Consider the following 12765-nt stretch of genomic DNA (forward strand, 5'->3'; position numbering starts at 1 on the left):
GGGGCTGCGGTATGGCCGTACGGCCCATGAAGGAGGACACATGGGCGGGCAGCAGACGACGGCGCGGCTCTCCAGAGCGCAGGCCCGAGCGGCAGACCGGGCGCCGGCACGCATACAGGCCAGGGCGCAGCACCTGTCCGGACGGGAGGTCGTCATAGAGCCCGGCGGCTGCACCGGCTGGCACTTCCACGAGGTTCCGCTGATCGCACTGGTGCGGTCCGGGACGCTGACCCGCATCCTGCACGACGACACGGTCGTCGTGCACCGGGCCGGGGACAACTTCGTCGAGCCCCCGGGCATCGAGCACGTCCACCTGGGCCGCAACCTGGGCACCGACCCCGTCGTGCTGTACGTGACCTCCACGCTCGCCGAAGGCGACGCCTTCTCCATACCCGCCGAGGCCCCGCCGGGTGCCGCACCGTGTCCCTGTCCGGGGTGTCTTCCCCGCACCCCGGGCGGCAGGCCCGCCGCTCACACCAGACGGCGTATCTCCCCGCGCACCCGGTAGAAACCGCCCGAGGCCGCATGCAGCCCGTCCACCACGTAGCGGGCACCCGGTTCCCGGATCCCGCGCGGAAACTGCACGTTCCAGTGGGGCTCGAAGCCGCCCGACACCACCTGCACCCGTATCCGGCCGCCCTGCTGGACGCACTCCACCACCACGCCGTCCGCCGGCGCCGCGGCCACCGAGACCGTGGCCACCGCCGAGGCGGACGCGGCCGGAGTGAACACCGGCAGCGCGGCGGCCGACTTCACATCCACCGCCGTCGGCACCGTCCCCTGCTGGGCCGCGGCTATCGCTGCCTCGCTCGCGTCCACGCAGACCAGCGAGCCGTCCGAGGTCACCAGGTACAGCCGCTCGTCCAGGTACTGCATGGACAGCGCGGCCCCGCTGCCGGTGCCGAGCTTCCACAGCCTCCGCCCGTCCGCGTCGAAGCAGTACACGGAGGAGGCCAGGTCACCGGCGAACACGTGCCGCCCGTCGGGGGAGGTCGCGCACGAGTACACCGCCGCGTCACACCGGTACGTGGCCTCCACCGCGCCCGTCCCCTTGGACAGCCGCTGCACCGTATGGCGGCCGGTCCCGGCGAACACGGCCTGCTCCTCCTGCCAGCCGAACAGCACCGAGCCGTCGGTCGGGGTGTGCCACAACTCCCGGCCGCCGTCCGGCGCGTACGCCGTGACCCCTTGGCTGTGCCCGTGGTAGACCGCGCGCTCGTCCGCCCGCACCATCCACGCATTGGAGCCCGTCGAGCGCCGTGACCACTGGAACTCGTCCTCGTGGTCGATGACGGTCAGCCCGCCGCTGCGGTCGGACACGCTCAGCACGCCCTCGTGGATGTCCAGCCAGAAGATGTCCACGTCCGCCGCGATGTCGTACGCCCCGAACGGGACCTTCGACGACAGGTCGTACACCGTGCCGTCGTCACAGCCCGCGTATATCCAGAACTCGTCCGCCACCAGGCACTTCACCCCGTCCGGCAGCGCATACCGGGCCAGCACCTCGCCGCCGTGGCTGAGCGTGTAGACGTCCCCCGCCTGGTTCCCCACCCAGCAGCGGTCCTCGTCCACATGGATCCCGAAGGCCGAGGACCCCGTACGGAAACGCCACAGCACCGGCGCGACCGCGCGCGCCGTCGACGGCGCAGCGGTGACCTGCCGCCTGGTCACCGCCCGGGCGGCGCGCCCGCCGCGCACGGCCGGTGCGTACCCCTTGCGGACCTTCTCGCCGATCTTCTTCGCGGCGGCCGCCCGGGCCTTCTCGGCGGTCGGGAACGACGAGCTCTGCAGCTGGCCGTCCGCCCCGATGCGGCCGTACCGCACCGAGACGGCCGTGCCGTCCACCGTCACCTCGTAGAACTTGTGCGCCCCGCCGCCGTCCTGGGACAGCTCCAGATACGTCGTCTCGCGAGCCATGACAGACCCCTCCCCAAGGCCGGGTCAACGGCTCCTTCCCGCCGGTGATCCCTCGTGAAAACGCTACGGGCCACCACTGACAATGGGCTGGTGCAGCTGGAAGCGATCACATGGCAGCGGATGGCCGAGCGGCTCGCCGGCCACCTCGACGAACACAAACCGCCTGCCGGTCAGGTGAGTTGGCAGCGGGTGGGGATCGACGGCGCGCCCGCAGCAGGCACCGGGCTGCTCGCCGGGCAGCTCGCCGACGCGCTGCGGCCGCGCGGCCGCGCGGTCCTCGTGGTGGCGGCCGAGGGCTTCCTGCGCCCGGCCTCCCTCCGCTTCGAGTACGGCCGCGAGGACGTGGACGCCTACCTCGGCGGCTGGTACGACACGGCCGCCCTCTGGCGGGAGGTGTTCGGCCCCACCGACCCGGGCGGCACCGGCCGGGTGCTGCCCGACCTCTGGGACCCGGTGACCGACCGGGCGACCCGCAGCCCGTACACCGAACTGCCGCCGGGCGGCGTGGTGATCGTGCACGGACCCCTGCTGCTGGGCCACTGGTTCCCCTTCGACCTCAGCGTGCACATCCGCCTCTCCCCGGCGGCGCTGGCCCGCCGTACGCAGGAGTCCGCGCGCTGGACCCTGCCCGCCTTCGCGCGCTACGAGTCCGAGACCGACCCGGCGTCGGCCGCCGACGCCCTGGTGAGGGCCGACGACCCCCGCCACCCGGCGTGGACCGGCATCCGCGGGGAGGCGCTCTGAGCGGTGGCGGCGGGCCTGCTCCCCGACGTCCCGTCACGGACGTACCCGCTCCGCAACAGCCCGATCCCGGCCCGGTGACGAACGTGATCGGGCCGTCGTCGTGGCCGATACCGGGCGCTACGTTGACGGAACGCTCGGGCGGAGGCCACCCCGTTGGCCCCTTGGCAGAGGAGACGGCAATGAGCAGAGGTCCGAAGGCAGCGGCACTGGCCGCGCTGGCCCTGTGCGCGACCCTGGCCCTGACGGGCTGCAACGGTGACACGGACACGGGAGCCGCCGGTCCGGCCCCCGGCGGCACCCCCGGCGCGACCCCGGCCCTGCCCTCGGCCCCGGTCGGCGGCGGGCTGCCCTCCCCCTCGAAGCCGGCGGCGAAGGCCACACCCGCCGCGTCCGCCACCGCGCCCGGCAAGCCCAAGCCCTCGGCCCCCGGGCCCGCCTGCGCCTCCAAGATGCCGATCTCGCCGAACGAGATCGCCGTCTACCGCTACACCCCCGAAGGGGGCTTCGCCAGCCTGATCGTCCGGCACGGCCACTGGGGCTGCCCCGGCCCGGGCGGCGCCGCCCACTTCGAGACCGTCGGCGAGGAGACCTTCATCCCGATCGCCGACGACGCCAAGATCACGGCCCTCAAGCCGATCGTCGCGAGCTCGGTGAGCAAGCCGATCACCCTCCACGAGCTCACCGAGTGGATCATCGCCCACCCCGACAGCGGCCTGGTGTTCCACTACAACGTCCGCAAATCGGGCGAGATCGAGACCCTCGGCCAGGAGGAGTACACGGTGTGAGGCGCAGGGCCCGATCCGGAAGGCGGCCCTACGGTCGTCCGCCCAGCCGGGTGACCGCCTGGGCTGCGGTCCGGCAGCCCGCCCGGGCGGCTTCCGCGGGGCCGGCGCCCGCGAGCCGGGCCGCGAGGAAGCCGCCGGTGAAGGCGTCACCGGCGCCGGTCGAGTCCACCGCCTCGGCCGCCTCGGCGGCGATCTCGGCCGTGACCCGGCCCGCTTCGGCCACCAGGGCCCCCGCCGCGCCCCGGGTGACCACCACCAGCGGGAACCTCCGGCTCAGTTCCGCCGCCGCGCGCGCCGAACCGGCCCTCTCCGGCAGCCCGGCCAGCAGCCGCGCCTCGTCCTCGTTGGGCAGGAGGACGTCGGCTCCCGCCACGGCATCGAGGAAGCGCTGCCGACCCAGCGTGACCAGGAACCCCGCCGAGGCCGGGTCGACGCTCACCGGCACGCCCCGGGCCCGGGCGGCCCGCAGGGCGACCAGGGCCAGCTCGCGGCTGCTGTCGGCGAAGAACAGGTAGCCGGACAGGTGGAGATGGCCGACCCCGTCGAGCAGGGCGGGCGCCCAGTCCGCGGGGGAGAGCCGCAGCGCGGCCCCGCTGTCGGTGAGGAAGGTGCGCTCGGTGTCCTTGCCCACCAGCGCCACCACCGTTCCCGTCGGCTCGGCCGGGTCGACCACCAGATGCGGCCGCACCCCGGCGTCGAGCAGCGCCCGCTCGTGCCACTGCGCGGACTCGGTGCCCACCCGTGCGAGGAGGTGCACCTCCGCGGCCCCCGCCCGGACCGCCCAGCACGCCGCGTTGGCCCCGGCGCCGCCGGGCAGGGTCCGGATCCGGGCCGCCGTGTCCGTGGCCGGGGCGAGCGGCTCCGGATGTATGGCCACCACGTCCGTGACCACGTCCCCGATGACCAGCAGGGCCCCGGCGGCCCCCGCCCGGGCAGACCCCGAGCCCGCCGCCCCCGCCCCCGCGGCCCCCGCCGCGGCAGATCCCGCCCCGGCGCCCCCCGCCGCGGTCACGCCCGGTCCTCCCGGTCCGCCCACGCCCCCGCGATGCGGGCGCCGAGCACCACGTTGCCCCGGACCGCCGCGAGGTTGGCCTCCAGCGAGGCCCCGCCCGTCGCCCGCACCAGGAACCCCAGCAGGAAGGGGGTCACCGCCTGCCCCGTGATGCCGCGGTCCCGGCACTCCGCGAGGGCTTCGGCCAGGACCCGGTCGTGCAATCCCGGATCCAGCTGGTCCGCCTCCGCCACCGGATTCGCCACCAGCAGGGCCGACTCCGCGCCCCCCAGCCGGTCCTGAGCGGCCATCACCGCCGCCACCTCCTCGGGGCGGCTCACGCTCCAGTCCACCGGCTCGCCGGAGCTGGAGAGGTAGAAGCCGGGGAAATGCCCCGTCCCGTACCCCAGCACCGCCACCCCCAGCGTCTCCAGCCGTTGCAAGGTGGCCGGCACGTCCAGGATCGATTTCACGCCCGCGCACACCACCGTGATCCGGGTGCGGGCCAGCAGCGCGAGATCGGCCGACTCGTCCTGCGTCTGCGCCCATTCGCGGTGTACGCCGCCCAGTCCGCCCGTGGCGAAGACCCGCAGCCCGGCGCGGGCGGCCAGGAACGCCGTCGCGGACACCGTGGTGGCCCCGGTCGCCCCCGTGGCGAGCGCGGGGGCCAGGTCCCGGTGGCCGAGCTTGCGTACGCCCTCCCCGGCGGCCACCCGCTCCAGCTGGTCCTTGTCCAGCCCCACGTGGGCGACGCCGTCCAGGACCGCGACCGTCGCCGGAACGGCTCCTTCCGCGCGGACCAGTGCCTCCAGTTCGGCGGCCACCGCCAGATTGCGCGGGCGGGGCAGGCCGTGCGCGATGATCGTCGACTCCAGGGCCACGACGGGCCCCTGCCGGTCGAGGGCCTCGCGCACCTCGTCGGAAAGGACCGGGACCGGTCCGGGAACTCCTGATGCGGATGCTGTGTGCTGTGACATGTCCCCATCCATGGCACGGGATTCCCCCCGTCAAACGCCTTCCCGAGCCGACCGTCCGAACCTGTCCGAGGAGCGCTGCCCGCTCGACAGGGTGACCCGTGCGGCGAGCCGAGGCTGGACGCTCTGGCCACCGCGGCGGGCCGGGCGGGCGGACTACGCTGGCGCGCCATGAGCACCAGTGAGCACGCCCCGGCCTCCTTCACCGTTTCCGTTCCCGACGCCGAGCTGGAGCCGGAGGACCTCGATTCCGCCCAGATCGTCTCCGGCGAGCCCGTCGTGACGGGCAAGGTCCTGTGGGAGTCCCCGGACGGCAAGCAGCTGCGCGGAATCTGGCAGATCACCCCGGGCGTGGTCACCGACACCGAGGCCGACGAACTGTTCGTCGTGGTCAGCGGCCGCGCCACCATCGAGGTCGAGGGCGGCGAGACCCTGGAGGTGGGCCCCGGCTCCGCCTGCGTGCTCCGCGAGGGCGACAAGACCACCTGGACCGTGCACGAGACGCTGCGCAAGGCCTACCACATCAGCCTGTGAGCCGGCCCGCTCAGCCCTTGGACGCCACCGGATGGCGGCGTGCCGTGAACATCGCGAGCGCCGCCATCGGCAGGAGCAGGCAGGCGCCGATGGCGGTCAGCCAGCCGTAGCCCGCCTGGGACATGACCAGGCCGGCCGCCGCCCCGCCCACGCCCGCGGCCGTGTTCATCGTGAGGTCGCTCAGACCCTGTACGGCGGCCCGCGCGGCCTGCGGCACCGAGTCGGTCAGCAGGGCAGAGCCGGAGACCATGCCGGCGGACCAGCCGAGGCCGAGCAGGAAGAGGCCGGCTGCGCTCTGGCCGTGGTGCGGCCCGGCCGTTCCGGCGAGCAGCGCCGCCAGCGACAGCAGTCCCGCCGCCAGACCGATCACCGTGAGGCGTCCGAGCCGGTCCGCGAGCCAGCCCATGACGGGGGAGAAGGCGAACATCCCCGCGATGTGAACGCTGATCACCAGGCCGACGAGCTCCAGGCCCGCCCCGTGGTGGCCGAGGTCGACGGGGGTCATCACCATGATCGACACCATGGTGGTGTGGGACACGGCGACGGTCAGCAGGGCGAGCCGCGCCCGCGGGGAGGACCTGACGGCCGCGAAACCGGCGCGCAGCGAACGGCCCTCGCGGGTCTGCTCCTCGGGCGCGGCCAGCGCCCGGGCGGTCAGCAGCGGATCCGGGCGCAGCAGGACGCCGATCAGCGTGCCGGTGAGGACGAAGACGGCGGCGGCCCAGACGAAGGGGCCCGCCGTCTCGGGTATGGAGGTTCCGGCGAAGCTGTGGCTGGCCGGCGCCGAGAGGTTCGGGCCGAGCACCGCGCCGAGGGTGGAGGCCCAGACCACCACCGAGATGGCCCGCGCCCGGTGGTCGGGGGCGGCGAGGTCGGCGGCGGCGAACCGCGCCTGGAGGTTGGCGGAGGAGGCGGCCCCGAAGGCGGCCATGCCGAGCATCAGCAGCGGGAAGCTCCGGACCGCGGCCGCCAGGACGACCAGGCCCGCGCCGACGGCTCCGATCGCATAGCCGAGCACCAGCCCCGGCCGGCGGCCCCGCGCGGTCATCAGGGCGGCCAGCGGCAGCGAGACGAGGGCCGTGCCGATGACGGCGGCCGTGGAGGCGAAGCCGGACAGCGCCTCGGTGCCGCTGATCTCGGTGGCGAGGACGGGGGCCAGGGCGATGCTGATGGGCACGCCGACGCCGCCCAGCATCTGGGCGGCGATCAGCACACCGGAGGTACGCCGCTGCAGGCGCGGCAGGTCCGCGGGATCGACGGGCAGGGCCGGCCGGTCGGTGCCGGGCAGCGCGCTCATGCCGTACACCCCTGCCGTGGGGAGGGGCGGCGTACGGGCGCGAGGGGGCCAGGGCTGGCGACGGTAGTCACCGCGGCAGTCTCCCACCCCTTACCACCCCCCACCACCCCTCGGCCGCTCAGAACAGCGGCTGCGGGAGCACGCCCTCCAGCGCCAGCAGGCTGCGCTTGGTCTCCACCCCGCCGCCGAACCCGCCGATCCCGCCGTCGTTCTCCACGACCCGGTGGCAGGCCACCACCAGCGGCAGCGGATTCGAGCCCATGGCATGGCCCACGGCCTGGGCCGCGCCCGGTTGGCCGACCCGGGCGGCGAGCTCCCCGTACCCCACGACCGCCCCGTACGGCACCGAGCGGTCCAGCTCCTGGAGCACCTTGCGGTGGAAGCCGGAGCTGAGCCGCCAGTCCAGCGGCAGTTCGAAGCGTCGCAGCGAGCCGGCGAAGTACGCGGTCAGCTGGCGTATCGGCTCGGCCAGCAGCACCTCCTCGCCCGGCGCGGGACGCCGGGCATCGGCGCCGAGCCGGGAGACGAGCGCGCCGATCATCGCCTCCACCCGGTCCGGCTCGGCATGGAACTCGACCCGGACCAGCCCCTCCGGGGTCGCGGCCAGGAGCAGGGGCCCGATGTCGCTGGCGACGACGGTCCATTCGAGGTGCGGCCCGCGCGGCCGCTCGGTGCTGTCCACCCCTCCACCGTACGGGCCGCCGCCGACAGCGGGCTCCCGTGCGGTTCAGCTCCCGAGCACCCCCTGGTGCCCGAGCACGCCCTCCCGCCCGAGCAGCCCGTCCTGTCCCAGCAGCCCCTCGCGCCCGAGGACCGCCTCCTGCCCGAGCACCGCCTCCTGAACGACGTCCGGGGCGTTGGTGATGATCCCGTCCACGCCCATTCCCTGGACCTTCCGGGCGGTCGCCGCGTCGTCCACGATCCAGGTGTCCACCTCCATCGCCTTGCCGTGCGCCCCCAGCAGGCCGTGCACCGCCGCCACCCAGTCCGCCGAGATCGTGGTGTGCCAGGGGTTGATCCGGTCGGTGAACTCGGCGTACCGCGGCAGATCGGCGACCGTGGGGGTGCCGAGGAAGGCGGTGACCAGCTCGGGGCGCATGCCGTGCACGAGGCGGACGGAGTCCGCGCTGAAGCTCTGGACCACCAGGCGGCGCTGGACGTGGCCCTCGTCGAGCCAGCCCGCCTCCTCCAGGACCCGCAGGGTCTGCTCCTCGATCCCCGGGTAGAGCTCGGGCTTCTTGATTTCGAGCAGCAGCCGCTGCTGGTTGCGCTGCACCCGGTCGAGGTACTGCCGCAGGGTCGGGACCCGGGCGCCGGTGAACCCGGGGCCGAACCAGCTGCCTGCGTCGAGCCGGGCGATCTCCGCCGCGGTGAAGTCCTTGACCAGCCAGGACTTGCGGTCCGGGAACACCTGCTCGACGTCGGTCGTGCGGGTCAGGGTGTCGTCGTGGATCACCACCAGTTCGCCGTCCTTGGTGCGCTGGACGTCGTTCTCGACCCAGTCGAAGCCCAGCCGCATCGCCAGGTCGATGGCCGCGAGGGTGTTCTCCGGCGCGTACGCCGAAGCCCCCCGGTGGGCGTACACGACGGGCCCCAGGGGCCCGGTCACGGCCGGGGCCGGGCCGGGGGCGGCGGCGGTGCCGGGGCCGGTGCCCGTTCCGGTGCTCGTGCCGGGGTCGGTCCCGGGGCCGGCGGCGGCGGACGAGGCCGTCCCGCCCATGACGGTCAGGGTGAAGCCCAGGAAGGCGGCCGCGGCCGCGGCGGCGGGTCGGACGTACATGTGCGTTCTCCTCGGGTCGGCGCCCTGTTCCTGCGTCAGGCGGGTGCGAAGCGGCAGATGTTGTGGCGATGCACCTCACGGCGGGACCGCTATGGCGATCATCGGCTTGAAGATCACCGGGCCGCCACCGAACTACGACAAACGGACCAGAAAGGAGGAGATCCGCTCCGCCCGTCCCCAGCGCGTGCGCGCAGCGGGCCTCGGGGAGGCGTGAGTGTCAGTGGAGGGTCGTACGGTGGACTCATGCGGCCCGTATCGAAGATCGAACGCACGGTGGCGCCTTTCGAGGTCGTCAGCCCCTACCAGCCCAGCGGCGACCAGCCGACGGCCATCGCCGACCTGGAGAAGCGCATCCGCGCAGGTGAGAAGGATGTCGTCCTGCTGGGCGCGACCGGCACCGGCAAGTCGGCGACCACCGCGTGGATGATCGAGAAGCTCCAGCGCCCCACCCTGGTGATGGCGCCGAACAAGACGCTCGCCGCCCAGCTGGCGAACGAGTTCCGCGAGCTCCTGCCGAACAACGCCGTCGAGTACTTCGTGTCGTACTACGACTACTACCAGCCCGAGGCCTACGTTCCGCAGTCGGACACGTACATCGAGAAGGACTCCTCGATCAACGAGGAGGTGGAGCGGCTGCGCCACTCCGCGACCAACTCGCTGCTCACCCGGCGCGACGTGATCGTCGTCGCGTCCGTGTCCTGCATCTACGGCCTCGGCACCCCGCAGGAGTACGTCGACCGGATGGTCCCGCTCAAGGTCGGCGAGGAGATCGACCGGGACCAGCTGCTGCGCCGCTTTGTCGACATCCAGTACACGCGCAACGACGTCGCCTTCACCCGCGGCACCTTCCGGGTGCGCGGCGACACCATCGAGATCTTCCCGGTCTACGAGGAACTGGCCGTCCGCATCGAGATGTTCGGCGACGAGATCGAGGCGCTGTCCACCCTGCACCCGCTGACCGGCGAGGTCATCAGCGAGGACCGCGAGCTGTACGTGTTCCCCGCGAGCCACTACGTCGCCGGCCCCGAGCGCATGGAGAAGGCGATCGCCGGCATCGAGGCCGAGCTGGCCGAGCGCCTCGCCGAGCTGGAGAAGCAGGGCAAGATGCTGGAGGCCCAGCGGCTGCGCATGCGCACCACCTACGACCTGGAGATGATGCGCCAGATCGGGTCCTGCTCCGGCATCGAGAACTACTCGCTGCACATGGACGACCGCGCGCCGGGCTCCGCGCCCAACACCCTGATCGACTACTTCCCCGAGGACTTCCTCCTCGTGATCGACGAGTCGCACGTGACCGTGCCGCAGATCGGCGCGATGTACGAGGGCGACGCCTCCCGCAAGCGCACCCTGGTCGACCACGGCTTCCGGCTGCCCTCCGCACTCGACAACCGGCCGCTGAAGTGGGAGGAGTTCCAGGAGCGGATCGGCCAGACCGTCTACCTGTCGGCCACCCCCGGCGCCTACGAGCTCTCCCGCAGCGACGGCTTCGTCGAGCAGATCATCCGCCCCACCGGCCTCATCGACCCGGAGGTCGTGGTCAAGCCCACCGAGGGGCAGATCGACGACCTGGTGCACGAGATCCGCCAGAGGGTGGAGAAGGACGAGCGCGTCCTGGTCACCACCCTCACCAAGAAGATGGCCGAGGACCTCACCGACTACTTCCTGGAGCTCGGCATCGCCGTCCGCTACCTGCACAGCGACGTCGACACCCTGCGCCGGGTCGAGCTGCTGCGCGAGCTGCGGGCCGGCGAGTACGACGTCCTCGTCGGCATCAACCTGCTGCGCGAGGGCCTCGACCTGCCCGAGGTGTCGCTGGTGGCGATCCTCGACGCCGACAAGGAGGGCTTCCTGCGCTCGGGGACCTCGCTGATCCAGACCATCGGCCGCGCGGCGCGCAACGTCTCCGGCCAGGTCCACATGTACGCGGACAAGATGACCCCGGCGATGGAGAAGGCCATCGAGGAGACCAACCGGCGCCGGGAGAAGCAGGTCGCCTACAACAAGGCCAACGGGATCGACCCGCAGCCGCTGCGCAAGAAGATCAACGACATCGTGGCCACCATCGCCCGGGAGGAGCTGGACACCGAGCAGCTGCTCGGCACCGGCTACCGGCAGGGCAAGGACGGCAAGGGGCCCAAGGCCCCCGTGCCGGCGCTCTCCGCCGGCCTGGCGGCCCCGGCCAAGGCGGCGGGCAAGGCGGCCGGCAAGGCGGCCAAGGGGGCCAAGGCCGCCAAGGCGCCCGTCGTGGCGACCGACCGTCCCGCCGAGGATCTGGCCGCGCTCATCGAGCAGATGACCGAGCGGATGCGGGGCGCCGCCGCCGAGCTCCAGTTCGAGGTCGCGGCCCGGATCCGGGACGAGGTGAGCGAGTTGAAGAAGGAGCTGCGGCAGATGAAGGAAGCGGGCCTCGCCTGACCCGAGAGCGGTCAGTAGGGTTGGCGCCAGCCGCAGGTACACGCTGCGCGCCCACATCGGGGGCGGGCCAGGAGAGGGGACAGCTGTGACGGTCAACATGACCAAGGGTCAGGCCATCAGTCTGCAGAAGCAGGACGGAGGCACCCTGACCGCGGTCCGGATGGGCCTCGGCTGGCAGGCGGCCAAGCGCCGGGGGCTGTTCGGCTCCCGGACCCGGGAGATCGACCTCGACGCGTCGGCGGTGCTCTTCGCCGACAAGCAGCCCGTCGACGTGGTGTTCTTCCGGCACCTGCAGAGCGACGACGGCTCGGTCCGCCACACCGGTGACAACCTCGTGGGCGGTGCCGGCCAGGGCGGGGACGACGAGTCGATCCTCGTCGACCTGCAGCGCGTGCCGGTGCACATCGACCAGATCGTCTTCACGGTGAACTCCTTCACCGGCCAGACGTTCCAGGAGGTGCAGAACGCCTTCTGCCGGATCGTCGACGAGACCAACGGCCAGGAGCTGGCCCGCTACACCCTCGACGGCGGCGGCGCGTACACCGCGCAGATCATGGCCAAGGTGTCGCGGGTGGGCGGCGGCTGGCAGATGACGGCCCTCGGGAACCCGGCCAACGGCCGCACCTTCCAGGACCTGATGCCGGCGATCCTGCCGCACCTGTAAGCCGTACGGGCCACGAACGGCCCTACGGGACAAGAGAACACGCGCAGAAGCAAGAGCAGGGCGAGGGCGGGGGAGGGGCTGCACGATGACGGCCGAACTGGTCCGGGGGCAGAACCACCCCCTGTCCCGGAACCGGGTGGAGATCAGGATCACGGCGGGCACGCCCGTGCTCGCGGTGGTCCCGGTCTGCGACGACGCGGGACGGCTGGCGGGCCCCGAGGCGCTCGCCCACCCCGGCGCCCCCGCCCTGCCCGGCCTGGAGGCGCCGGGAGGGGCGGCGGCCGAACACCGCTTCGCCGTCGACCTCGACGCCGTCGGGCCGGCCGTGCACCGCGTCGGGGTGGTCCTCGTGCTGCCGACCGGGGGGCCCGCGCGGTTCGGCGCGGTCCCCGCACCCTCCGTCTCCGTCGCCGACCCGGCGGGCCCGGAGCTCGCCGCGTACACGGTGACCGGGCTGGATCCCGAGACGGCCGTCCTCGCCCTGGAGCTGTACCGGCGCCAGGGCGCCTGGAAGGTACGGGCCGTCGGCCAGGGGTACGCCGACGGGCTCGGCGCGCTGCTGGCCGACGCCGGACTGGGCGCACAGGCCGCCGCGGCGCTGGCCGCCGAACCCGCCGCGCACGGCGTCGTACTCCCGGGTCAGCGCGAGCAGCGCCTGCGCCTG

At 73.3% G+C, this 12765-nt stretch carries 13 protein-coding genes; 7 read left to right on the forward strand and 6 right to left on the reverse strand.

All coding sequences use genetic code 11. The annotated features are described in order from the left end of the window. Positions 1 to 40 precede the first annotated feature (40 nt). Positions 41 to 508 (forward strand): cupin domain-containing protein, encoded by a 468-nt coding sequence (locus tag ABZ128_RS16710; RefSeq protein WP_356849044.1) that lies wholly within the window; start codon positions 41 to 43, stop codon positions 506 to 508. On the opposite strand, the gene ABZ128_RS16715 is transcribed toward ABZ128_RS16710, so the two are convergent. Then, entirely contained in the window at positions 472 to 1917 is a 1446-nt protein-coding gene (locus tag ABZ128_RS16715; RefSeq protein ID WP_356849046.1) for a WGR domain-containing protein, read from the reverse strand. The two genes, ABZ128_RS16710 and ABZ128_RS16715, sit on opposite strands and share 37 nt — an antisense overlap. Before the next feature lie 90 nt (positions 1918 to 2007). On the opposite strand from ABZ128_RS16715, the gene ABZ128_RS16720 reads away from it, so the two are divergent. Together ABZ128_RS16720 and ABZ128_RS16725 are read left to right on the forward strand one after the other, a co-directional pair. After that, positions 2008 to 2661 (forward strand): uridine kinase, encoded by a 654-nt coding sequence (locus tag ABZ128_RS16720; protein WP_356849048.1) that lies wholly within the window; start codon positions 2008 to 2010, stop codon positions 2659 to 2661. Positions 2662 to 2840: 179 nt separating this feature from the next. After that, positions 2841 to 3446: a hypothetical protein gene (locus ABZ128_RS16725; protein WP_356849050.1), complete on the forward strand. Its 606-nt coding sequence runs from the start codon at positions 2841 to 2843 to the stop codon at positions 3444 to 3446. Positions 3447 to 3474: 28 nt separating this feature from the next. Here ABZ128_RS16725 and ABZ128_RS16730 read toward each other — a convergent pair whose 3' ends face one another. Together ABZ128_RS16730 and ABZ128_RS16735 are read right to left on the reverse strand one after the other, a co-directional pair. After that, positions 3475 to 4356, reverse strand: coding sequence for a sugar kinase (locus ABZ128_RS16730; protein ID WP_356849076.1), 882 nt, complete (start codon positions 4354 to 4356; stop codon positions 3475 to 3477). Between the two features lie 98 nt (positions 4357 to 4454). After that, positions 4455 to 5414 carry a pseudouridine-5'-phosphate glycosidase gene (locus ABZ128_RS16735; RefSeq protein WP_356849052.1) on the reverse strand — a complete coding sequence of 320 codons (960 nt, stop codon included), beginning with the start codon at positions 5412 to 5414 and terminating at the stop codon, positions 4455 to 4457. 168 nt (positions 5415 to 5582) lie between these two features. Between ABZ128_RS16735 and ABZ128_RS16740 the strand changes: the two genes are divergently transcribed. Continuing rightward, positions 5583 to 5945, forward strand: coding sequence for a cupin domain-containing protein (locus ABZ128_RS16740; RefSeq protein ID WP_356849054.1), 363 nt, complete (start codon positions 5583 to 5585; stop codon positions 5943 to 5945). Positions 5946 to 5955: 10 nt separating this feature from the next. Here ABZ128_RS16740 and ABZ128_RS16745 read toward each other — a convergent pair whose 3' ends face one another. From ABZ128_RS16745 to ABZ128_RS16755, 3 genes are all read right to left on the reverse strand, one after another. Then, positions 5956 to 7242: an MFS transporter gene (locus tag ABZ128_RS16745; protein WP_356849056.1), complete on the reverse strand. Its 1287-nt coding sequence runs from the start codon at positions 7240 to 7242 to the stop codon at positions 5956 to 5958. Positions 7243 to 7360: 118 nt separating this feature from the next. Beyond that, positions 7361 to 7924 carry a methylated-DNA--[protein]-cysteine S-methyltransferase gene (locus ABZ128_RS16750; RefSeq protein ID WP_356849058.1) on the reverse strand — a complete coding sequence of 188 codons (564 nt, stop codon included), beginning with the start codon at positions 7922 to 7924 and terminating at the stop codon, positions 7361 to 7363. A 45-nt stretch (positions 7925 to 7969) separates the two neighbouring features. Further along, positions 7970 to 9022 carry a glycerophosphodiester phosphodiesterase family protein gene (locus tag ABZ128_RS16755; RefSeq protein WP_356849060.1) on the reverse strand — a complete coding sequence of 351 codons (1053 nt, stop codon included), beginning with the start codon at positions 9020 to 9022 and terminating at the stop codon, positions 7970 to 7972. A gap of 243 nt (positions 9023 to 9265) precedes the next feature. On the opposite strand from ABZ128_RS16755, the gene uvrB reads away from it, so the two are divergent. The 3 genes from uvrB to ABZ128_RS16770 all read left to right on the forward strand — a co-directional run. Next, the gene (gene uvrB / locus ABZ128_RS16760) at positions 9266 to 11437 is read left to right on the forward strand and encodes an excinuclease ABC subunit UvrB (protein WP_356849062.1); all 2172 of its coding nucleotides are present in this window, start codon (positions 9266 to 9268) and stop codon (positions 11435 to 11437) included. Positions 11438 to 11522: 85 nt separating this feature from the next. Next, positions 11523 to 12101, forward strand: coding sequence for a TerD family protein (locus tag ABZ128_RS16765; RefSeq protein WP_356849063.1), 579 nt, complete (start codon positions 11523 to 11525; stop codon positions 12099 to 12101). Between the two features lie 85 nt (positions 12102 to 12186). Continuing rightward, positions 12187 to 12765: TerD family protein (locus ABZ128_RS16770; RefSeq protein ID WP_356849065.1), on the forward strand; the 579-nt coding region annotated here is incomplete at its 3' end.

Source organism: Streptomyces sp. NPDC006326 (assembly GCF_040612915.1).
GTDB lineage: Bacteria > Actinomycetota > Actinomycetes > Streptomycetales > Streptomycetaceae > Streptomyces.

What these genes read in the sequence shown, in the direction of transcription:
- ABZ128_RS16710 (WP_356849044.1), top strand. Translation starts at nt 41, where the DNA reads ATGGGCGGGCAGCAGACGACGGCGCGGCTCTCCAGAGCGCAGGCCCGA.
- ABZ128_RS16715 (WP_356849046.1), bottom strand. Translation starts at nt 1,917, where the DNA reads ATGGCTCGCGAGACGACGTATCTGGAGCTGTCCCAGGACGGCGGCGGG.
- ABZ128_RS16725 (WP_356849050.1), top strand. Translation starts at nt 2,841, where the DNA reads ATGAGCAGAGGTCCGAAGGCAGCGGCACTGGCCGCGCTGGCCCTGTGC.
- ABZ128_RS16735 (WP_356849052.1), bottom strand. Translation starts at nt 5,414, where the DNA reads ATGTCACAGCACACAGCATCCGCATCAGGAGTTCCCGGACCGGTCCCG.
- ABZ128_RS16740 (WP_356849054.1), top strand. Translation starts at nt 5,583, where the DNA reads ATGAGCACCAGTGAGCACGCCCCGGCCTCCTTCACCGTTTCCGTTCCC.
- ABZ128_RS16745 (WP_356849056.1), bottom strand. Translation starts at nt 7,242, where the DNA reads ATGAGCGCGCTGCCCGGCACCGACCGGCCGGCCCTGCCCGTCGATCCC.
- ABZ128_RS16755 (WP_356849060.1), bottom strand. Translation starts at nt 9,022, where the DNA reads ATGTACGTCCGACCCGCCGCCGCGGCCGCGGCCGCCTTCCTGGGCTTC.
- uvrB (WP_356849062.1), top strand. Translation starts at nt 9,266, where the DNA reads ATGCGGCCCGTATCGAAGATCGAACGCACGGTGGCGCCTTTCGAGGTC.